The 19,887-nt window shown below is 66.4% G+C and carries 26 protein-coding genes; 19 read left to right on the plus strand and 7 right to left on the minus strand.

What is annotated here, in order from left to right:
* Nucleotides 1-4 precede the first annotated feature (4 nt).
* The 4 genes from AC3WS4_RS19645 to AC3WS4_RS19660 are packed head-to-tail and all read right to left on the minus strand — an operon-like array spanning nucleotide 5 to nucleotide 1,671.
* Nucleotides 5-235: a hypothetical protein gene (locus AC3WS4_RS19645; RefSeq protein WP_492737585.1), complete on the minus strand. Its 231-nt coding sequence runs from the start codon at nucleotides 233-235 to the stop codon at nucleotides 5-7.
* Entirely contained in the window at nucleotides 235-570 is a 336-nt protein-coding gene (locus AC3WS4_RS19650) for a hypothetical protein (protein ID WP_492737586.1), read from the minus strand. Before AC3WS4_RS19650 ends, AC3WS4_RS19645 begins: the two co-directional genes overlap by 1 nt.
* Nucleotides 557-1,405 (minus strand): hypothetical protein, encoded by an 849-nt coding sequence (locus AC3WS4_RS19655; RefSeq protein WP_492737587.1) that lies wholly within the window; start codon nucleotides 1,403-1,405, stop codon nucleotides 557-559. The genes AC3WS4_RS19650 and AC3WS4_RS19655 overlap by 14 nt, the downstream gene beginning before the upstream one ends.
* An 11-nt stretch (nucleotides 1,406-1,416) precedes the next feature.
* Nucleotides 1,417-1,671 (minus strand): hypothetical protein, encoded by a 255-nt coding sequence (locus AC3WS4_RS19660; RefSeq protein ID WP_492737588.1) that lies wholly within the window; start codon nucleotides 1,669-1,671, stop codon nucleotides 1,417-1,419.
* Between the two features lie 145 nt (nucleotides 1,672-1,816).
* On the opposite strand from AC3WS4_RS19660, the gene AC3WS4_RS19665 reads away from it, so the two are divergent.
* Nucleotides 1,817-2,539 carry a helix-turn-helix domain-containing protein gene (locus AC3WS4_RS19665; RefSeq protein ID WP_492742939.1) on the plus strand — a complete coding sequence of 241 codons (723 nt, stop codon included), beginning with the start codon at nucleotides 1,817-1,819 and terminating at the stop codon, nucleotides 2,537-2,539.
* A 27-nt stretch (nucleotides 2,540-2,566) separates the two neighbouring features.
* Here AC3WS4_RS19665 and AC3WS4_RS19670 read toward each other — a convergent pair whose 3' ends face one another.
* A complete protein-coding gene (locus AC3WS4_RS19670; protein WP_492737592.1) occupies nucleotides 2,567-2,893 on the minus strand; it encodes a metalloregulator ArsR/SmtB family transcription factor in 327 nt (108 codons plus the stop codon).
* Nucleotides 2,894-2,982: 89 nt separating this feature from the next.
* On the opposite strand from AC3WS4_RS19670, the gene AC3WS4_RS19675 reads away from it, so the two are divergent.
* The 5 genes from AC3WS4_RS19675 to AC3WS4_RS19695 are packed head-to-tail and all read left to right on the plus strand — an operon-like array spanning nucleotide 2,983 to nucleotide 7,209.
* Entirely contained in the window at nucleotides 2,983-3,933 is a 951-nt protein-coding gene (locus AC3WS4_RS19675) for an acyl-CoA desaturase (protein ID WP_492737593.1), read from the plus strand.
* Nucleotides 3,933-5,324, plus strand: coding sequence for an SRPBCC family protein (locus AC3WS4_RS19680; protein WP_492742941.1), 1,392 nt, complete (start codon nucleotides 3,933-3,935; stop codon nucleotides 5,322-5,324). The genes AC3WS4_RS19675 and AC3WS4_RS19680 overlap by 1 nt, the downstream gene beginning before the upstream one ends.
* Nucleotides 5,293-6,498 carry a M20 metallopeptidase family protein gene (locus AC3WS4_RS19685; RefSeq protein WP_492737597.1) on the plus strand — a complete coding sequence of 402 codons (1,206 nt, stop codon included), beginning with the start codon at nucleotides 5,293-5,295 and terminating at the stop codon, nucleotides 6,496-6,498. Before AC3WS4_RS19680 ends, AC3WS4_RS19685 begins: the two co-directional genes overlap by 32 nt.
* A complete protein-coding gene (locus AC3WS4_RS19690; RefSeq protein ID WP_492737599.1) occupies nucleotides 6,495-6,740 on the plus strand; it encodes a GlsB/YeaQ/YmgE family stress response membrane protein in 246 nt (81 codons plus the stop codon). The genes AC3WS4_RS19685 and AC3WS4_RS19690 overlap by 4 nt, the downstream gene beginning before the upstream one ends.
* A gap of 10 nt (nucleotides 6,741-6,750) precedes the next feature.
* Nucleotides 6,751-7,209: a GIY-YIG nuclease family protein gene (locus AC3WS4_RS19695; protein WP_492737601.1), complete on the plus strand. Its 459-nt coding sequence runs from the start codon at nucleotides 6,751-6,753 to the stop codon at nucleotides 7,207-7,209.
* Here the strand turns inward: AC3WS4_RS19695 and nadB are convergent, their stop codons facing one another.
* Nucleotides 7,210-8,796: an L-aspartate oxidase gene (nadB, locus tag AC3WS4_RS19700; RefSeq protein WP_492737603.1), complete on the minus strand. Its 1,587-nt coding sequence runs from the start codon at nucleotides 8,794-8,796 to the stop codon at nucleotides 7,210-7,212. It lies immediately after the preceding gene.
* 98 nt (nucleotides 8,797-8,894) lie between these two features.
* The gene (locus AC3WS4_RS19705) at nucleotides 8,895-9,818 is read right to left on the minus strand and encodes an ABC transporter ATP-binding protein (protein ID WP_492737605.1); all 924 of its coding nucleotides are present in this window, start codon (nucleotides 9,816-9,818) and stop codon (nucleotides 8,895-8,897) included.
* A 111-nt stretch (nucleotides 9,819-9,929) separates the two neighbouring features.
* Between AC3WS4_RS19705 and AC3WS4_RS19710 the strand changes: the two genes are divergently transcribed.
* The 13 genes from AC3WS4_RS19710 to AC3WS4_RS19770 all read left to right on the plus strand — a co-directional run bounded on the left by AC3WS4_RS19710 (nucleotide 9,930) and on the right by AC3WS4_RS19770 (nucleotide 19,656).
* Nucleotides 9,930-10,490: a DUF4402 domain-containing protein gene (locus AC3WS4_RS19710; RefSeq protein ID WP_056342604.1), complete on the plus strand. Its 561-nt coding sequence runs from the start codon at nucleotides 9,930-9,932 to the stop codon at nucleotides 10,488-10,490.
* Between the two features lie 73 nt (nucleotides 10,491-10,563).
* Complete coding sequence (locus AC3WS4_RS19715; protein WP_492737607.1) at nucleotides 10,564-11,052, plus strand: DUF4402 domain-containing protein; 489 nt, start codon at nucleotides 10,564-10,566, stop codon at nucleotides 11,050-11,052.
* A 52-nt stretch (nucleotides 11,053-11,104) separates the two neighbouring features.
* Complete coding sequence (locus AC3WS4_RS19720) at nucleotides 11,105-11,302, plus strand: zinc-finger domain-containing protein (protein WP_492737609.1); 198 nt, start codon at nucleotides 11,105-11,107, stop codon at nucleotides 11,300-11,302.
* 121 nt (nucleotides 11,303-11,423) lie between these two features.
* Entirely contained in the window at nucleotides 11,424-11,972 is a 549-nt protein-coding gene (locus AC3WS4_RS19725) for a DUF4402 domain-containing protein (protein ID WP_056342594.1), read from the plus strand.
* 142 nt (nucleotides 11,973-12,114) lie between these two features.
* Nucleotides 12,115-13,542: a metalloprotease TldD gene (tldD, locus tag AC3WS4_RS19730; protein WP_492737611.1), complete on the plus strand. Its 1,428-nt coding sequence runs from the start codon at nucleotides 12,115-12,117 to the stop codon at nucleotides 13,540-13,542.
* A gap of 217 nt (nucleotides 13,543-13,759) precedes the next feature.
* Nucleotides 13,760-14,986: a hypothetical protein gene (locus AC3WS4_RS19735; RefSeq protein ID WP_492737613.1), complete on the plus strand. Its 1,227-nt coding sequence runs from the start codon at nucleotides 13,760-13,762 to the stop codon at nucleotides 14,984-14,986.
* Between the two features lie 99 nt (nucleotides 14,987-15,085).
* On the plus strand, nucleotides 15,086-15,487 hold the full coding sequence (locus AC3WS4_RS19740; RefSeq protein ID WP_492737615.1) for a hypothetical protein: 402 nt from the start codon (nucleotides 15,086-15,088) through the stop codon (nucleotides 15,485-15,487).
* A gap of 103 nt (nucleotides 15,488-15,590) precedes the next feature.
* Nucleotides 15,591-16,151 (plus strand): DUF924 family protein, encoded by a 561-nt coding sequence (locus AC3WS4_RS19745; protein WP_492737616.1) that lies wholly within the window; start codon nucleotides 15,591-15,593, stop codon nucleotides 16,149-16,151.
* Nucleotides 16,152-16,185: 34 nt separating this feature from the next.
* Entirely contained in the window at nucleotides 16,186-16,752 is a 567-nt protein-coding gene (locus AC3WS4_RS19750; protein ID WP_492737618.1) for a pyridoxamine 5'-phosphate oxidase family protein, read from the plus strand.
* The gene (locus AC3WS4_RS19755) at nucleotides 16,752-16,964 is read left to right on the plus strand and encodes a putative signal transducing protein (protein ID WP_492737620.1); all 213 of its coding nucleotides are present in this window, start codon (nucleotides 16,752-16,754) and stop codon (nucleotides 16,962-16,964) included. The genes AC3WS4_RS19750 and AC3WS4_RS19755 overlap by 1 nt, the downstream gene beginning before the upstream one ends.
* A 51-nt stretch (nucleotides 16,965-17,015) precedes the next feature.
* Nucleotides 17,016-17,714: an endonuclease/exonuclease/phosphatase family protein gene (locus AC3WS4_RS19760; RefSeq protein WP_056342578.1), complete on the plus strand. Its 699-nt coding sequence runs from the start codon at nucleotides 17,016-17,018 to the stop codon at nucleotides 17,712-17,714.
* Nucleotides 17,715-17,920: 206 nt separating this feature from the next.
* A complete protein-coding gene (locus AC3WS4_RS19765) occupies nucleotides 17,921-18,259 on the plus strand; it encodes a P-II family nitrogen regulator (RefSeq protein WP_003043080.1) in 339 nt (112 codons plus the stop codon).
* 17 nt (nucleotides 18,260-18,276) lie between these two features.
* A complete protein-coding gene (locus AC3WS4_RS19770) occupies nucleotides 18,277-19,656 on the plus strand; it encodes an ammonium transporter (RefSeq protein ID WP_492737623.1) in 1,380 nt (459 codons plus the stop codon).
* Nucleotides 19,657-19,887 lie beyond the last annotated feature (231 nt).

A 19,887-nucleotide genomic window follows, 5' to 3' on the forward strand; every position in this document is an offset into this window, starting at 1 on the left:
CGGGTCACAACAGGTCGGCGCAGCGCTGGAACCATAGCTTGGCCTCGTGCTTCACCCTTGCTTCGATGTCGGTGAAGGATGCGCCTTCGTCGAAGTCGAAATTGAACATCACCCGCGCCATGACGCCATAACCCTTGGCCTGCTCCCGCGCGACGAACGCGACCTCGCCGTTGAGGGGGTGTCCCACTTCCGGCTTGCCCACCGACAAGGTCGACAGTTTCAGTTCGGTCGTCATCATGCGTCCCTTTCGTGCGCTACACCGCCGCCCGCAGGCGGGGCGTCGGGTTTGACCATCGCCAGCCACGCCAGCAGCGGCGCGGTGACGGCATCGACCGCGGGCGCGTGCGCCGTGCCGCCCGACAGCTCCGCCAAAGCGGCGATCTGGGCTTCCCAATGGACGACGCGGCAGCGCCACAGGTCGAGCAGCGCCTCCGGCACCGGATTGCCCTGATCGAGATAGGCCGCCTGCATTCCGCCGAGCTCGGCGCGCGCTTCGGCGGCGGCGTCGCGCGACAAGGTCATGATCGCGCCGAGCAGCGCGAGCGGATCGACCATATCAGAGGTTGCCACGATCGCCCCCCGGCTTGCGCCCCTTGATCGCGCCAAGGATGCCGTCGCGGATCGCGTCCACCGCATTGCGGTGCGTGACGAGCGCATAGCGATCGGCGGCATCGGCGGCACGGTGCTTGGCATCGAAGCTATCGAGCGCATCCTGCGACACTTCGTCGGGGTTTTTGCGTTGCCATTCGGCGCCGATGACGATCGAGGCCATCACCGCGTCGAACAGCGCGGCGACCGCCCCCCGCGCGTCGGGCACGCAGCGGAAGCCCGATATATATTCGACCTGCCAGGTGTCGCCGGGGTTGCCGCCGCCGAAAACGACAAGCTGGATCTGGCCGACGAAGCGCCCGTCGATCGACGCGAAGCCGGCATCGCAGGCGTCGATATAGGCGGGATAGACCCCGGCGTCGGCGGCGCCCTTGCGCGTGTCGTCGAGCAGTTTCTGATGCGGCACGACATGGGTCAACACCAGGTCGCCGAAGCGCCGCGTCGCGAGATGCTGCGCCATCTGCGGCGCCGTCGCGAGCGGCGCCGGGAGCAGCCATTGCGCGGTCGGCCCGTCACCGAACTTCGCGCGCCGCCCCGGCTGCAGCATCCCGTGCCACGGTGCGGGAACGAGATAGCGCTGCGGCAGGTCGGGATGCCCGCAAAAGATCAGCGCATCGTCGGGTCCGGTGGCGTCGAGGATGACATAGCGGTTCGCGGGCGGTTCGACCTGGATCGCCCCCGTCGCCTGCCACCCCATGGGCACGAGGAAGCTCAGCTCGCCGTCCTTGGTACGGAACGGCTGGGGTCCGGCGGGCGACGGCGGTGGGCCGCGCGGGGTGAACAGGGGGTTGGCCATCGCCTTGCCGCCTAGTCGCGGTTCATGTCGACGCTGATCGCGCTGTTGCCGGCGAAGAAGGAAAGCCCGTGCCGCGCATGCGTGCTGTTGCCCCCGACATATTGGCCATAAGCCCAATAATGGCCGTCCTTCTGCAGATTGAAGTTCGCGCTCGCGACCCCCGGCGCTTCCTGATTTCCGCCCGGACCCTCGACGAAAATCTTGTAGTTTCCGGATCCGTGAACATAGTTCGACAGATAGACATTGACGCTGATTAATTCGGTCATGATCTCGACTCCGCATTGAGGATGAGGCATTTATTGGCCGGGAACGGGGGATGAATACCCCTCGGATTCGAGAGTTGCCGGGCGAGGCGCGACGATGGAAAACCGTTCATTGCGCGATTGAGTGGCACTATTCGCGGAGAACGCGATGATTACGGCCGAGATACTGGACATCGTCGACCCATGGCAGGACAGGTCTCCGGCCGAGGCGAGCGACATCTTTTTCGCCGCCGCCGCGCCGCTCGGCGTGACCTATCTGCAGACCCGCGTCTATCGCCGACCGACGACCCGCCTCACCGCGAAGAGCCACTGGGCCGCGGGCGGCGTCGTCCGCCGCGTCGCGCCCGAAAGCTGGCCGGGCAGCGCCGCCTTCAACTATGTCTGTTTCGACTGCAATCCGTTGCTGCGACCGATCATGGAGGGGCGGACACGCTACGCCTTTGGCGATTTCGCGCCGCACGGCGATCCGCGCTTCGGCGCCTATTGGGACGCGCTCGGCGAGGCCGGGGTGAGCGAGGCGCTGTGCGCGACATCCTATGGGCCGAAGGGCGCGATCGCGTCGGCGCATATCGGCTTTTCCGATCGCGACGCCGACCCAGCGCGGCGCGCGGTGCAACTCGCCGGGCTGCTCCTGACCGAATATCTTCTGGAAGCGGCCGTCCTCGCCGACGATCCCGACCCCGATCTCACCGCACGCGAGCGCGACTGCCTTGCCTTCGTTGCCGAGGGCAAGACCGACTGGGAGATTTCGGTGATCCTGGGACTCGCCGAATCGACCGTACGCTTCCATGTCGACAATGCGCGCCGCAAGCTCGACGCGGTCAATCGGGCGCAAGCGGCGGCAAAGCTGGTCCTGATGCGGCTGGTCTAGACAGCGACATCCCGCCGGTGGCCGAGGCTAGTCGCCCGCCGCTTCGCCCTTCTGCTTGTCGGCCAGCGCGCGCGATTCGGCCTTCAGCGGACGCGAAACGGGGCAAACTTCCTGAACATAGCCGTTGAGCACATTGGTCAGCGCATCGGGCACAAGCCGATAAAAGACGAACTGGCCGCGCTTTTCGCTGACGATCAGCCCGGCGTTTTCGAGCACCGACAGATGCTGCGACACCGCGGGCTTGCTCATGTCGAAGCGCGCCGCGATGTCACCCGCGCTGAGCTCGGCATGCGCGAGATAGGCGAGAATCTGCCGCCGCGGCGTCGACGCCAATGCCTGAAAAACCCGTTCCATCGTCCTAAAATGGGCAAGCCCACCGCCCTTGACAAGCAATAATTTATTTAAGTAATTACTTATATTATTTGTGTGAGAGGAGTCGGGCGATGCGCAGCGAACAGGACCCCCATGCGGTGAACTTCCTGATCGACGAGTCCGGCCCCGACCCGCGCGCCGGGACCGTCCGCGCCGATCTGCCGAGCATCGTCTGGAACGGCGGCATGGCGCTGATCGCGCTGATCGCCGGCCCCTTCTTCGTCACCCCTTCGGCGATCCTGCTCTTTTTCGCCACCACCGGCGCCGCGCTGCTGCTGGGGCACAGCGTCGGGTACCACCGGATGATGATCCACGGCAGCTTCGCCGCGCCGCGCTGGCTCGCGCGCACCCTCGTCTGGTTCGGCGCCTTCGTCGGCATGGCGGGCCCCTATGGCATCGTCCGCGCCCACGACACGCGCGACTGGGCGCAGCGGCAGGCGACATGCCACCCCCTCCTGCGCCACGGGACACACATCGCACGCGACGCCTGGTGGCAAATCTATTGCCGCCTCGACCTCGACCGCCCGCCGCGCTTCGATTTCGCCGAACTCGAACGCGACCCTTTTTACGGCTGGCTGGAAAAGACGTGGCGCTGGCAGCAATTGCCCGTCGCCTTGCTCTTTTTCGCGATCGGTGGCTGGGGCTGGGTAATCTGGGGCGTCGCGGCGCGCGTTGCGGTCGCCAATCACGGCCATTGGCTCGTCGGCCATCTCGCGCATAATCGCGGGCCGCAGCACTGGACTGTCAACGCGCATGGCGTGCAGGCGTTTGATGTGCCGTGGGCGGCGATCCCGACGATGGGCGAGGCGTGGCACAATAATCATCACGCCTATCCGGGCTCGGCGCGGATCGGGCTGCACCCGGGGCAGAGCGACTGGGGTTACGCCTTCATCCGCCTGGGCGAGCGGCTCGGGCTGATGTGGAACGTCCAGACCCCCGCGACGCTCGGCGCGCGGCACGGGCTGAGCATCGTGGCGCCCGGCGCAGCGCCTGCCGCCCCGCTCGCCGGGGCCGGCGCGTGATGAAAAACCTGCTGCACCGCCTGCTCACCGAACTGCCCGATGCCATTCATTATGCGCTGGCCGCCGCGGCGCTGATCCTGTCGCAACACGGCCTCGTCGCGCTTGCCTTTTACGGCCACGCCGCCCCGCTGGCGTTCGACCGGATGTTCTGGTTCTTTCCGATCCGCCAGCTCGCCATGCTGCCCGGGATTTCACCGCTCGTCGCGATCGGCGGCTTCGCCTTCTGCCTCGCGATATCGACGGCGCTCGTTTTCCTGTCGCTGCGCCGCGCCGACCGGCTCGGGCGCGGTGGAGGGCTGGCGCTGCTGACGATGGTGCCGACGATCCAGATCTTCGCGGCATTCGTCCTGACCCTGTTATGGCGCCGCCGCGCGGGAGCGCCCGCGCCCGAGCGCGTCGGCAACCCCGCCCCGCCACATCAGCTGGCGCGCGGAACCGTCGCGGGAATGGCGCTGATCGTCCTCGCGGTCGCGGTGTCCGGGGCGACGATGGGCGCCTATGGCTGGGGCCTGTTCGTGCTCACGCCCTTTCTGGTCGGGGTCATCACCGGCTATATCGTCAACCGCGGCACGTTGCGCAGCCGCGGCGAAACCCTCGTCGCGGTGGCGCTAGCGGGGCTGCTCGGCACGCTCGCCTTGCTGATGCTCGCGCTCGAAGGCCTGCTCTGCATCCTGCTGATCGCGCCGCTCGCGGCGGGACTCGCGATCGTCGGCGGACTCATCGGACGCGGCGTCGCGAAGCCGCTTGGACCGCAGGCTCCGCTTTACAGCGTCGCGGCCCTGCCCTTGGTCTTCCTGGTCGACGCCGCGATGCCGCCCGAGCTGCCGATCGTCACCCGCACCAGCATCACCATCGCCGCGCCGCCCGGGGCGGTGTGGGCCAGCCTGACCGCGAACCGCCCGGTCGCCGAAAGTCCCGGGCTCGTCGGCCTCGCGGGCCTCGCCTATCCCGTCGCGAGCCGGATCACCGGCGAAGGCGAAGGCGCGCACCGAATCGGCACCTTTTCCACCGGCACCGCCGACGAGCGCGTCACCGTCTGGAAAACCGGCCGCACGCTGGCGTTCCGCGTCGTCCGCCAGCCGCCCGCGATGGAGGAAATGAGCCCGTACAGGAAACTCCACACCCCGCATCTGATCGGCACTTTCGACACCGGCGAGACGCGCTTCGACCTGGTGCCGCTTCCCGGCGGTCGCACCCGGCTGACCGCGCGCGCCGACCATGTCCTGCGCATCGACCCCGGCCTCTATTGGGAACCGATCGCGCGCTGGGCGATCAAGCAGAATGTGACGCGGGTCCTCACCGATGTACGACGCGACTCCGAGGCTCGACAGGAGGCACGCGCAGCGGCACACTCGCCACATGGACAATCCAACGCACAGCTGGCCGACTGAGGCCGACACCATCCTTCCCGACCTCGTCGACCTGCGCCGCGCGATCCACCGCGAACCCGAGCTCGGCCTGCAGAACCCCAAGACGCTGGCGAAGATCAAGGATGCGCTCGCCGGGCTGCCGCTCGAATTTCGCGAGGGGCCGTCGACGACCGGGCTGGTCGCGATCCTGCGCGGTCCCGCGAACGGCCGCACCGTGTTGCTGCGCGGCGACATGGATGCGTTGCCGCTGGTCGAGGATACGGGACTCGACTTCACCTCCGAAACCAGCGGCGCGATGCATGCCTGCGGGCACGACACCCATGTCGCGATGCTCGTCGGTGCGGCGAAACTGCTGTGCGCCGCGCGCGATCGCCTGCCCGGCACCGTGATGTTCATGTTCCAGCCGGGCGAGGAGGGGCATCATGGCGCGCGCTTCATGCTCGACGACGGACTGCTCGATCCGCTGCCCGATGCGGCGTTCGCGCTCCATATCATGCCCAACGCGCCGCACGGGGTGTTCGCGGGGCGTGCCGGGGCACTGCTTGCCTCATCCGACGTTCTGTCGATCACCGTCAAGGGCGCGGGCGGCCACGCCTCGATGCCGCATGACGCCATTGATCCCATTCCCGTTGCTTGTGCGATCGTCACCGCGATCCAGACGATGGTCACGCGCCGCGTGTCAGTGTTCGACCCCGCGGTGGTGACGATCGCCAAGATCGCGGCGGGCACGACGAACAACATCATCCCCGAGACCGCCGAACTGCTCGGGACGATCCGCACCCTGTCGCCGCACCGCCGCGCCGCGGTCGCCGCCGACCTGCGGCGCCTCGCCCCCGCGATCGCCGAGGCGCATGGCTGCACCGCCGAGGTGACGATCGACGAAGGCTTTCCGGTCACGGTGTGCGACAGCCGTGCGGCCGCCTTTGGCCAGGCGGTGGTCGAAGCGACCTTTGGCGAGGCGGCGTGGATGACGATGGACCATCCGGTGATGGGCGCCGAGGATTTCGCCTATGTGCTCGAAAAAGTGCCCGGCGCGATGTTCTGGCTCGGCGCGAGCGAACAGGGGAGCGACTGGCGGAGCTGCTGCGGCCTGCACTCGAACCGCATGGTCCTCGACGAAAAGGTGATGGCACGCGGCGCGGCGCTGCACGCGGCGCTGGCCGAGCGGTTTTTGAACGAGGGGTTCAACGCATGATCAACATCCTCAGCGCCGTCATTTCGGGTCTGCTCATCGGGGCGCTCGCACGGTTCTTCTATCCCGGCGCGGTCGCCATGGGCTGGATCGCGACGATCCTGCTCGGGATCGGCGGCTCACTGCTCGCGGGGCTCGTCACCTCGCGCGGACAGCGCGAGTTCCATGGCGCGGGCTGCTTCGCCTCGATCGTCGGGGCGATCGTGCTGATTTTTGTGGGGCGGTTGCTCGGCATCGGCGGCTGAGAATCCGTCAATGCACCCGAGCTTCGAGCATATCGTCCGGGATTTACCGGCCAGTCTGACAAAGCTCCTCGCCTGCGAACCGATTTCCGGAGGTGCCCCACTTCCCGCCGGCACGCCTTCGCGCGCCGTCTATCTCTTCACCGAAAACGGCACCCATCTTTACGTCGGTCGGACCAATCGCCTGCGCCAACGCTATCGCGAACATTTGAGCGGCAGGAACAACGATGCCCCATTCGCCTTCAAGCTGGCGCGTCACGAAACCGGCCTATTCAAGGCGAAAGGGATGCCCACGCGAAAAGCTCTGGAACAAGACCCCCGCTTCTACTTGGCATTCCAAAGGGCCAAGGCCCGGGTCGGTTACATGGAGTTCCGGTACGTCGAAGAGATCGACGATTATCGCCAATGCCTGCTCGAAATCTATGCCACCGTAGAACTCGCGGCGCAGTTCAACGATTTTGCCAATCACTGATCACGGCACCAGCACCGTATCGACCGCCTTCGGCAGCATCGCGGGATAGTCGAGCGTGTAATGCAGCCCGCGGCTTTCCTTGCGGTGGAGCGCGCTCTTCACGATCAGTTCGGCGCATTGGAGCAGGTTGCGCAGTTCGATCAGGTCGGTGGTGACGCGGAAATGGCCGTAATAATCCTCGACCTCATGGGTCATCATGTTGATTCTATGTTGCGCACGTTCCAGCCTTTTGGTGGTGCGCACGATGCCGACATAATTCCACATGAAGCGGCGGATTTCGGTCCAGTTCTGCTTGATGATCACCTCTTCGTCACTGTCGGTGACGCGGCTTTCGTCCCATGGCCGGATCGGCGGGGGAGTCTCGAGCTGGTCCCAGCGCGCGACAATGTCCTTCGCCGCCGCCTCGCCGAACACGAAACATTCGAGCAGCGAGTTGGAGGCAAGGCGGTTGGCGCCGTGCAACCCGCTCTCGGTACACTCGCCCGCCGCGTACAACCCCGGCAGGTCGGTGCGCCCGTCGAGGTCGATTAGCACCCCGCCGCAGGTATAATGCTGCGCGGGCACCACCGGGATCGGCCCCTTCGTCATGTCGATGCCGAGCGTCAGCAGCTTTTCATAGATGTTCGGGAAATGCCCCGCGACGAAATCGGGGTCGAGGTGGCTGATGTCGAGATGGACATAGTCGAGCCCCGAGCGCTTGATCTGGTCGTCGTTGGCGCGCGCCACGACGTCGCGCGGCGCCAGTTCGGCGCGCGCGTCATAATCGGGCATATAGCGGTGGCCGGTGACCGGATGCTTGAGGATGCCGCCCTCGCCGCGCACCGCCTCGGTGATCAGGAAATTCTTGACCTCGAGATTGTAGAGGCAGGTCGGGTGGAACTGCATCATTTCCATGTTCGACACCCGCGCCCCGGCGCGCCAGGCCATCGCGATACCGTCGCCGGTCGCGCCTCGGGGGGCGGTCGAGAATTGGTAGACACGCCCCGCGCCGCCGCTGGCAAGGATCGTCGCGCGGCCGACATGCGCATGGACCTCACCGCTCTTTTCATCGAGCGCATAGACACCCCAGACGCGGCCCGATCCTGAGTAACGTTCCTCGTGGCGGCCGGTAATCAGGTCGATGCACGCCTGTCCGGGCATCAGCGTGATGTTCGGATGCGCCTCGGCGGTCTTGAGCAAGGCAGCCTGCACCGCCCAGCCGGTCGCGTCGTCGACATGGACGATGCGGCGGTGCGAATGGCCACCCTCGCGCGTCAGGTGCAGCGCGTCGCTGTCCTTGTTGAACGGCACCCCCATCTCGACGAGCCGCTCGATCGCGTGCGGCGCATTCTCTACGACGAACTCGACCGTCTCGCGCCGGTTGAGCCCGGCGCCCGCGACCATCGTGTCCTCGATATGATTTTCGAAGGTGTCGCCAGCATCGAGCACCGCGGCGATCCCGCCCTGCGCCCAGGCGGTCGAGCCGCCGGTGAGCTCGCCCTTGGCGAGCACGAGCACGCGGCAATGGTCGGCGAGCGCGATCGCGGCGGTGAGCCCCGCAGCGCCGGAGCCGACGATGATGACGTCGTGGGTCTCTTTATCTGACATCAAATTTCCGTTCGCATCGAGCGAAGTCGAGATGCCCTCGGCCTCGCGCGCCTTCGATGAGTGTCTCGACTTCGCTCGACACGAACGGGATCAGGGATTCACCCATTCGCCGCGCGCGTCAGGTTGAGGAACACATCCTCGAGGTCGGCTTCGCGGGTCGAGACGTCGACGATGCCATGCCCCATCGCGTTGACCGCGGCGAGCACTTCGCCCGCGTTGGTGCGGTCCTTGTTGTAGTGGATCGCGAGGCCTCGCTCGCCTTCGCGCTCGACCTTGTCGAAGGCGGGGTGCGAAGGCAGGGCGGTGACGTCGGCGTCGAGCGTCACGACGACGATCTTCTCGCGCGCCATGTCGACCAGTTCGCGGGTCGGCTTGTTCGCGATCAGCCGCCCGTGGTTAATGATCGCGATGCGGTCGCACAGCTGCTCGGCCTCTTCGAGATAATGCGTCGTCAGCACCACGGTAACGCCGCGATCGTTGAGTGACTGGACGTAGGACCAGAGCTGCTGGCGCAGCTCGATATCGACCCCCGCGGTCGGCTCGTCGAGGACGATGATCGGCGGCGAATGGACCATCGCCTTCGCCACCAGCAAGCGCCGCTTCATCCCTCCGGACAACGTCCGCGCATAGGCGTCACGCTTGTCGCTCAGGTGGACCGCGGCGAGCAGTTCGTCCGAAATGCGCTTCGCCTTGGGCACGCCATAGAGCCCGGCCTGATTCTCCAGCGTCTCGAACGGCGTGAAAAACGGGTCGAAAACGATTTCCTGCGGCACGATGCCGATCGAATATTTGGCGTTGCGCGGATCGGCGTCGATGTCGAAGCCCCAGATGCTGGCCGACCCGGCGGTCTTGTTGACCAGCCCCGCGAGAATGTTGATCAACGTCGACTTGCCCGCGCCGTTTGGCCCGAGCAGCCCGAAAATCTGCCCGCGCGGCACGTCGAAACTGACATTGTCGAGCGCCTGCTTGCCGCCGGCATAGGTTTTGGAAACGGCGTCGATGCGGATGGCGGCTTCGGTCATGGCCGCTTCCATAGCCGCGCCGCGCGGCTCGCGAAAGCCCGTGTTCCGGCAAGGAAATCTTTACCATGGCGGGTAAGCATATTTTGTCACATCGCCCTTATGAGGGGTGATGTGAGGACCAGACACATCATCTGCCCGCCGCTTCGCCGGCGCGGCCTAGCCGCCCTGACGCTCGCTTTTGCGCCGTTCGCCGCTCCGTCGGCGCACGCGCAGAACAACGCGCAGGGCGAAGCCGAAGCCATCGTGCTGCGGCCCCTTTCCTTCTTCAAGGTTAACGACCTCGATTTCGGCGACATCATCGCGTCGAACGCGGCGGGGACGGTGCGCATCCTGCCCGACGGCTCCCGGACGCGGACCGGTGGCGCGACGCTGGCCGGGAATGACGGCGAACCCGCGCGTTTCGCCGGGCTCGGCTCGTACAACCGCGAGGTCAATATCTCGCTCGGCGCGAACCAGATCTTCATCACCGGCCCCGGACAGCAGATGCGCGTGCGTAATTTCGAGATCGGCAGCACGCCCACCGCGATCCTGTCGACCACCCCGACGCGCTTTCGCATCGCCTCGACGCTCGGCAACTATAATTTCCCGGTCGGCGCGACGCTCGACGTCAACGCCAACCAGGCGCCGGGCGACTACAGCGGGACCTTCACCATCACCTTGAACTATCTCTGATCGCCGTATGTGGGGCGACGGCACCGGGGGACCACTGGCGCGTTTCGGGGGGAACGCGCTTGCCGGTGCCGTCATGGCGGCGCTCTGGACGATGCCGGCGGCCGCGCAGCAGACGCAGGGCCAGACGAGCGCGCTGGTGCTCGAAGCCATGTCGCTGACCAATATCGAACAGCTCGACTTCGGATCGATCATTCCGTCGGCGACGATCGGCACTGTCACCGTCGCCCCGTCCGGCGCGGTCACGACCTCGGGCGGGGTGATCGCGGCGTCGGGCGACGCGCGCCCGGCGCGCTTCGCGGGTCAGGGCAGCGCCAATCGCGTCGTCATCAAGACCGGATCGAACCAGATCGCCCTGACCGGCCCGGGCGAGGCTATGCGCGTCGACGATTTCGAGATCGGCGCGCTCACCGGCCTGTCGCAGATCGGCAACGGCAACAATTTTCGCATCACCGGCACCAACGGCATCGTCGGCTTTGCGGTCGGCGGCCGGCTGCGCGTCAACGCCAACCAGGCCGAGGGCGACTATAGCGGCAGCTTTTCGGTCACCTTCAACTATCAATAGCCCGCGCAGACCCGATTGCGGCGCTGCCGCGCGCTTGCTATGGGCGCCGTCGATGACCCAGAACACGCCCGAAACCATCCGCACGCCCAAGACCCGCATCGCCTGCGACGGCACCGGCGACGGCCTCGCCGACGCCGCGCTCGGCCATCCGCGCGTCTGGCTCGAGATCGACACCGACGCGGGTTTCGCCGACTGCGGCTATTGCGACCGGCGCTTTGTCCTGATCGGCGGGGTCGCCGACCACGGCTAGACGTCGGCGGGGTCGCCGACAGCGGCCGAACACCCCAAGGCGTAAACGCCGCCTTTACCAAGGCCGCGCATCATCGGTTCACACCCAGCTGGCATAAGATGTGCCAGACAGGAGCAGAATCGTGGGGATTCCAGGGACCAGCCATCGTCGGGCCGCCGCGCGCGTCCCGGCCATCGCCGCAGCGCTGATCGCGCTGGCGGCGCCTGCACACGCCGCCGACATGCCCGGGACGACAACCGCGACGGTCGTCCGGCCGAACAGCCTCGTCAAGACCGACGATCTCGATTTCGGGACGATCATCAGCGGCGCCACCGGCGGCACCGTCAGCGTCAACGCCCTCACCGGCGCGCGCACGACCAGCGGCGGCGCCACCGCGGTCGGCAACGACGCGCAGCGCGCGCAGTTCCAGGGCACCGGCGGCATCCTGCTGATCACCGTGTCGGGCAGCACGTCGGTGACGCTGGCACGGGCCGGCGGCGGCGCGACGCCCATGACCGCCACTTTGGTCCGCGCCGCGAGCACCAGCGGCGGCGGCATCGCGCTGCTCGGCGCGACCCTGCTGCCGAGCGGGGTGCAGACCTATTATATCGGCGGCACGCTCACCGTCCCCGCGAACCAGCCCGAGGGCGATTACAGCGGGACGTTTACGCTGACGGTCAATTATCTCTGAGCCTCCCGTCATTGCGAGGAGCGCAGCGAAGCAATCTCCAGCCATCGATATCGCGCAAGTCGGATAGCTGGAGATTGCTTCGCTGCGCTCGCAATGACCATGAGCATTTGCGGACCGTCGGACGCGCGCCTATATCGGCCTCATGACAAGCCCCACCGATCCCCGCCGCTTCCTCTATCGCGCCGATGCGCTCGACCCCGATCTTGCGCAGAAGCTCGCGAAGGAAGCGCTCGCCAAGGCCGATGACGGTGAGCTTTACCTGCAATATCGCGCGACCGAGAGCTTCGGCTTCGACGACGGGCGTCTCAAGACGGCGGATTATTCGACCGATGCGGGCTTCGGGCTGCGCGCTGTGTCGGGCGAGATGACGGGCTTTGCCCATGCCAGCGACATCAGCGCGCCGGCGATCCGCCGCGCCGCCGAGACGCTCGCGCTGCTCGACCCTGCGAACCAGCCGCACGCCGCCGCCCCCGCGCGGACCAATCGCCATCTTTATGGCGAGGCCAATCCGCTCGACCTGATCCCCTTCGCCAAGAAGGTCGCGCTGTGCCAGCAGATCGACGCCGCCGCCCGCGCGCGCGATCCGCGCATCGCGCAGGTCTCGGTCGCGCTCGCCGGCAGCTGGTCGGTGGTCGAGATCGTCCGCGCCGACGGCTTCCTCGCGACCGACATCCGCCCGCTCGTCCGCCTCAACGTGTCGATCGTGGTCGAGGAGAATGGCCGGCGTGAGAGCGGCTATTTTGGCCTCGGCGGTCGTTACATGTACGACCATCTGTTCGAGGAAGCGCAGTGGAACCGCGCGATCGACGAGGCGCTGGCGCAGGCGCTCGTCAATCTCGAGGCCGTCGACGCCCCGGCGGGCGAGATGACCGTGCTGCTCGGTCCCGGCTGGCCCGGCGTGCTGCTCCATGAAGCGATCGGCCACGGGCTCGAGGGCGATTTCAACCGCAAGGGCACCAGCGCCTTTTCGGGCCGTATCGGTGAGCGCGTCGCCGCAGCGGGCGTCACCGTCGTCGACGACGGCAGCCTCGCCGAACGGCGCGGTTCGCTGAGCATCGACGACGAGGGCACCCCGACGAGCGAAACCGTGCTGATCGAGGATGGCATCCTCAAGGGCTATATGCAGGACCGGCTCAACGCGCGGCTGATGGGCATGGCGCCGACCGGCAACGGGCGTCGCGAAAGCTTTGCCCATGCGCCGATGCCGCGCATGACCAACACCTTCATGAAGGGCGGCAACGACGATCCCGCCGAACTGCTCAGCCGCGTCAAGAACGGCATCTTCACGAAAAGCATGGGCGGCGGCCAGGTCGACATCGTGTCGGGCAAGTTCGTGTTCAGCTGCACCGAGGCGTATAAGATCGAGAATGGCAAGCTCGGCGCCCCGATCAAGGGCGCGACGCTGATCGGCGACGGCCCGAGCGTGCTGACGAAGGTCACCGGAATCGGCAACGACATGGCGCTCGACGAGGGCATCGGTGTGTGCGGCAAGGGCGGCCAGAGCGTCCCCGCGGGCGTCGGCCAGCCGACCCTGCTGGTAAGCGGGCTGACGGTGGGCGGGACGGCTTAACGCCCCTCTCCCCGTCATTGCGAGCGAAGCGAAGCAATCCAGAGTTAGGCGTACACCGCTCTGGATTGCTTTGCTTCGCTCGCAATGACGGGATTCTGTGACGCGCATCACTTGGCCTTCGCCAATCTCGCGCCTATACGCCTCTCAAACATAAAGCAGAAATTGGGTCGCATGAGCTTTTCCCCGGGGGCAGAACCTCCGGTCGCAGGGAGGAATTATGCGCAAGACTTTCCAATTCACCTCGCTCGCGGTCATCGCCGCGATGCTGACCGCGCCCGTCGCGGCGCAGCAGAAGACCACCGGTCCCAAGGAACGCTATGAGATGGACGCTGCGACGATGTCGGGCTTCGCCGCGATGGGCGGCGGCAAGGGCGGCATGGGCGGCGCGATGAGCATGATGTTCGGCGGCGGCCCCGACAGCGCGTTGGCGCGCCAGCTGGTCCTGCGCCTCGGCTCGAACGAGTTGCCGACCGCGCCGCCGCCGAAGGGCGATCATTTTTTCCTGCCGCAGGCCAAGCTTGGCAAATCGGTGCCGCTGATCGCGCCCGAGCGCAAGGACGGCACCTACCCGACCGAATTCGAACGGCCGAAGGGTCGCCTGCTGCTCTATTGGGGCTGCGGCGCCAAGGCGGGGCCGGGGCAGCCGGTGATCATCGATTTCGCCAAGGTCGCGGCGGGACAGGTGCCGCCGAACCTCTTCTCGACCGCGGTGCCGATCGTCCGCGAAGTGTCGCCGTCGAACAGCAAATCCTATATGGAATGGCCGAACGGCAAATCGACCAAGATGCCGTCCAAGGACAGCAGCCTGCTCGGCGCGCACCGCGTCGCGAGCAATGTCGGCAACGACATCAATTTCACCCTCGCGCAGGATTATATGCCCGCGCTGCAGGCCTCGACCGCCGACCAGGCCGACGGGTCGGTGACGATCCGCTGGAACCCGGTGCAGAACGCCACCGGTTATGCCGCCTGGACGATCGGCGGCATGGGTAACGGAAGCGGCAAGAACGACGTCGGCGACATCGTCTGGTGGACGAGCAGCGCGACCAAGGAATTCGGCGGCGGGCTGTGGGACTGGCTGCCGCCCTCGGTGGTCGCCAACCTGATCACCAAGAAGATCGTGATGCCGCCATCGCAGACGACGTGCCAGATCCCCGCCGAGGTCAAGAAATCGTCGGGCGAGTTCATGATGGGCAACCTCAACGCCTTCGGCCCCGAGGCGAACTTCTCCTATCCGCCCAAGCCCGCGACGGGGGTGTGGAACATCGACTGGACCGCGAAGGTGCGCTTCCGCTCGTACACGATGCTGATGGTCGGCGCCGATTTCGGCGGCATGAGCGGCGGCGGCGCGTCGAGCGGGAGCAGTAGCGGCGAGGCTGCTCCGCCCGCCAAGAAAAAGAAATGCAAGGGTCCGCTGGGTATTCCGCTGCCCGACGGCGCCTGCTGATACCGCGTGCGACGGACGCCTGGCCGAGTCAGTTGTCGTTCAGACGAGATGCCCTATATTATCGATAGAGGGTGTGTGTTGAATGACAGGAGTCGAACCATGCGTCCGTTGATCGCCACCATTATCGCCGCCGCCACGGTGGCCGCCGCGCCCGCCGCATCGGCGAAGGAAAAGCTGACCGGCGAGCAGCAGCTCGAAAAATTGCTCGATGGCCGCGTCGCGGGTGAGCCGCAAAACTGCATCCAGCTGACCGGATCGAACAGCACCACGATCATCGACGGCACCGCGATCGTCTATCGCATCGGTAGCACCCTTTGGGTCAACCGGCCGAAGGGCGGCGCCGAATCGCTCGACGACGACGATATTCTCGTCACCAAATTGACCAGCAGCCAGCTGTGCAGCATCGACACCGTCCAGCTGCGCGACCGCACCAGCCAGATGTACAGCGGCTTCGTGTCGCTCGGCGAGTTCGTGCCGTACCGCCGTCCCAAGGCCGAATAGCGCCAAAAAGCCCCGTCATTGCGAGGAGCCGAAGGCGACGAAGCAATCCAGGGTTGCGCAAACGGCTCTGGATTGCTTCGCTTCGCTCGCAATGACGGATGAAATGAAAGCCCCCGCCCCGCCCGCCGACTGGCCGGCGCAACTCCTGACCTTCTGGTTCGACGCGCATGGCATGGACAACTGGTATGGCGGCGGGCCGGATTTCGACACCGACACCCGCGCGCTGGCCGGCGACTGGCACGAAGCGCTGCGCGCGCTGCCCGCCGCCAGCTTCCTGACCGACCCCGACACCGCGCTGGCCGCGGCGATCCTGTTCGATCAGGTGCCGCGCAATATCTTTCGCGGATCCGCCGATGCCTTTGCTACCGACGATCTCGCCCGCGCGATCGCGCGCGGCATCGTCGCGCACGGCTGGGACAAGGCCTGGCCCGACGCGCGGCGCCAGTTCGCCTATCTCCCCTATCAGCACAGCGAGGACCTCGCCGACCAGCGCGAATCCTTGCGCCTGTTCGGCCAGCTCGCAGATCCGATGTTCCAGGACTATGCGCAGAAGCATTTCGCCATCGTCGACCGATTCGGCCGCTTCCCGCATCGCAACGCGGTGCTCGGCCGCACGACACGCCCCGAGGAGCAGGCGGCGGTGGAGGAAGGCAAAAATTGGTGATAAGCCCGCCACACCGATCTTGCGGAGCCCCGACATGGCCGATTTCACCGACAGCCTGACCGACAAGCATATCGCTTTCATCGAGAAGCAACCGGTCTTCTTCACCGCGACCGCCGCCGCCGATGCGCGGATCAACCTGTCGCCCAAGGGCTATGCCGACACGTTTCGGGTGCTGTCCGAAAACCGGGTCGCCTATCTCGATTTCGGCGGATCGGGCAACGAGACGCACGCGCATCTCGCCGCCGACGGGCGCATCACCATCATGTTCTGCGCCTTCGACCGCAGCGCGCTGATCCTGCGCATCTATGGCCGCGGCCGCGCGGTGCTGCCGCAGGACGATGAATGGGAGACGATCGCCAGCCCTTTCACCCTGATCCCCGGCACCCGCCAGATCTTCGTGATCGACGTCGACAGCGTGCAGACGAGTTGCGGCTGGGGCGTGCCGATGATGGAATTGCAGCACGAACGCGACACGCTGCAGAAATATCACCGTCAGGCCGACCCGGTGCTGTGGGTCGAGAAATTCCAGGAACGCACCAGGAGCATCGACGGCCTGCCGACGCGCCCGACCGACCGTTTCATCACCGGCGACCCCGCCTGATGGGGCTCGTCGAGCTGGTACGCCTGCCGAACGGGGTCGAGGCCGAATTGCTGCGTGGCCGGCTCGAAAGCGCCGGCGTCCATGCCGTGTGTTTCGACGCCGGCATGAATATCGCCGAAAGTGTCGGCCTGCTCATCCCGGTGCGGGTGATGGTGCTCGACGACGATCTGGCCGACGCGCAGGCCTTGATGGCGGAGTTCGGCGCCGGTTGAACGCAACCTAAGCCTTGCTCAGACGTCCATAATCCTGTGAAAACGCCCGCCATGATCAAGGTCGCCAGTTACAATATGCGCAAGGGCATCGGTCTCGACCGGCGCCGCGATCCGGGGCGGGTGCTGTCGGTGCTGCGCGAACTCGACGCCGATATCGTCGCGCTGCAGGAGGCCGACCGCCGCTTCGGCACCCGCGCCAGCGCGATCCCGCCGCATATGTTCGAGGAGCATAGCGACTATGTGCCGGTCGACCTGCTCGGCGGGCGTCCCTATGCCATCGGCTGGCACGGCAATGCGCTGCTGGTGCGCAAGGGCGCCGAGGTCGAGGAAAGCCACGCGCTCCACCTGCCGACGCTCGAACCGCGCGGCGCGGTCGCGGCGACGGTGCGCATCGGCGACACGCGGCTGCGCGTCGTTGGCATGCATCTCGACATTTCGGGGCTGCGCCGCCGGCAACAGGCGCGCGCAATCCTCCATCACCTCGCGGCGGGCGAGGACCTGCCGACGATCCTGATGGGCGACTGCAACGAATGGCGCAACCAGGGCGGCTGCCTCCATGATTTCGGCGAACGCCATCGCCTCGTCGACACCGGCCACAGCTTCCACAGCCGCCGCCCGGTGGCGAAACTCGACCGCATCTTCGCCTCGCCCGACCTGCAGGCGGTCGACGCCGGGGTGCACCGCAGCGCGCTCGCGGCGCGCGCGTCCGACCATCTGCCGATCTGGGCGCGCTTCGAGCGGGCGGGATAGCCTGGAAAAGCCCCTCCCCTAAGGGGCGGGCGGGTTACGTCCCTGCCCATAATTTAGGCATGGCGCTGCCTCGCCTGCCCATTCCGCTGACTCAATCGGTCGCCTGCGCGCGCCAATTCGTCACAAAATGTTAACTCATCCCCCGCCCGCGCAATTTGGCACGGCTGTTGCAGTGCAACATCTGCCAATAATCACAAGGGGGCGTCATGAAGCTGATCCTGGCTATCATCAAACCGTTCAAGCTCGATGAGGTGCGCGAAGCCCTCACCGGCTTGGGCATTGCCGGAATGACCGTGACCGAAGTCAAAGGCTTCGGTCGTCAGAAAGGCCAGACCGAAATCTACCGCGGCGCGGAATATGCCACCAACATGGTGCCGAAGGTGAAGATCGAGCTCGTCTGCGACGACGCGCTCGCACCGCGGGTCGTCGAAACGCTGCAGCAAAGCGCCGGAACCGGGTCGATCGGCGATGGCAAGATTTTCGTCCTCGACGTCGGTCAGGCCGTGCGCATCCGCACCGGCGAGACCGGCGAGGCGGCTCTGTAATGATAAAGGGGGAAGCAATGACGTTCGCAAACAAATTTGCGGCGACCGCCGGGGCCACGGGCCTCGCACTGTTCGCCGCGCTGCCCGTGTGGGCGCAGGAAGCGGCAGCCGCCGCCGCGGCGCCCGCCGCCGAAGCCGCACCCGCGGTCGCCAACCCGGGCAATAACGCCTGGATGATGACCGCCACCGTCCTCGTCCTGCTGATGATCCTGCCGGGCCTCGCGCTCTTCTACGGCGGCCTGACGCGCACCAAGAACATGCTGTCGACGATGACGCAGGTCGGCGCCGCCGCCTGTCTCGCGATGCTGATCTGGGTCAGCTACGGCTATGGCCTCGCCTTCGGCCCCGAGGGCAACGCCTTTATCAGCTGGGGCAAATTCTTCCTGTCGGGCGTCACCGCCGACTCGACCGGCGCGACCTTCACCGACGAAGTGATCAGCGAATATGTGTTCATCTCGTTCCAGATGACCTTCGCCGCGATCACCCTCGCGCTGGTCCTCGGCTCGGTCGTCGAGCGCCTCAAATTCTCGGCCATGCTCGTGTTCGGCGCGATCTGGCTGACCATCGTCTATTTCCCGATCGCGCACATGGTGTGGGCGGGCGGCGGCCTGTTCTTCGAAGGCGGCATGTTCGGCACCGACACGCCGGCCGCGCTCGACTTCGCCGGCGGCACCGTGGTCCACATCAACGCCGGCGTCTCGGCGCTGGTCGCCGCGATCATCCTCGGCAAGCGCATCGGCTACCAGAAGGAAATCATGGCGCCGCACTCGTTGACCATGACGATGATCGGCACCGGCCTGCTGTGGGTGGGCTGGTTCGGCTTCAACGCCGGCTCGGCACTCGAAGCCAATGGCTCGGCGGGCCTCGCGATGATCAACACGATGGTCGCCACCGCCGCCGCCGCGCTCGTCTGGATGCTCGCCGAAAAGGTCAGCGGCCACAAGCCTTCGGCGCTCGGCTTCTGCTCGGGCGTCATCGCCGGCCTCGTTGCGATCACCCCGGCCGCCGGCAACGCCGGTCCGTTCGGTGCGATCCTGCTCGGCGCGATCGCCTCGGTCGTCTGCTACTTCGCGGTGACCAAGCTCAAGGCCAAGCTCGGCTATGACGACTCGCTCGACGCCTTCGGCATCCACGGCGTCGGCGGCATGGTCGGCGCGATCGGCACCGCCTTCACCATGCTGGTCGCGCTCGGCGGCCCGGCGGGCGAAGACTATGCCCTCGGCCCGCAGATCACGACGCAGGTCATGGCGGTCGTCACCACCATCATCTGGTCGACCATCGGCACAGCGATCGCGATCTACATCGCCAAGGCGCTGACCGGCCTGCGCGTCAGCGAAGAGGTGGAGCGCGAAGGCCTCGACCTCGGCGAACATGGCGAGCGTGCCTATAATTATTGACGAGACTGGACACCCGCCGCCGCTCTCTCCTCTTTAAAAAGGCGGCGGGGTCCAACCCAGGTTCCTCCTGCGAACCACTGGCCGGGGCTTGTCCCCGGCCTTTTTTTTCGATGGCGGCCGGGGCGGCAGCGGGTCCGGACCAGGTCTCCGGCCTTTTTTTGCTTACGGCCCAGCGGCCTAGAGGCGACGCATCCGGGCGGCCTGGCGCGTCGGTATGTGGCAGCAATGCAA

This window comes from Sphingopyxis sp. EU05-FHT14B03 (assembly GCF_058790875.1).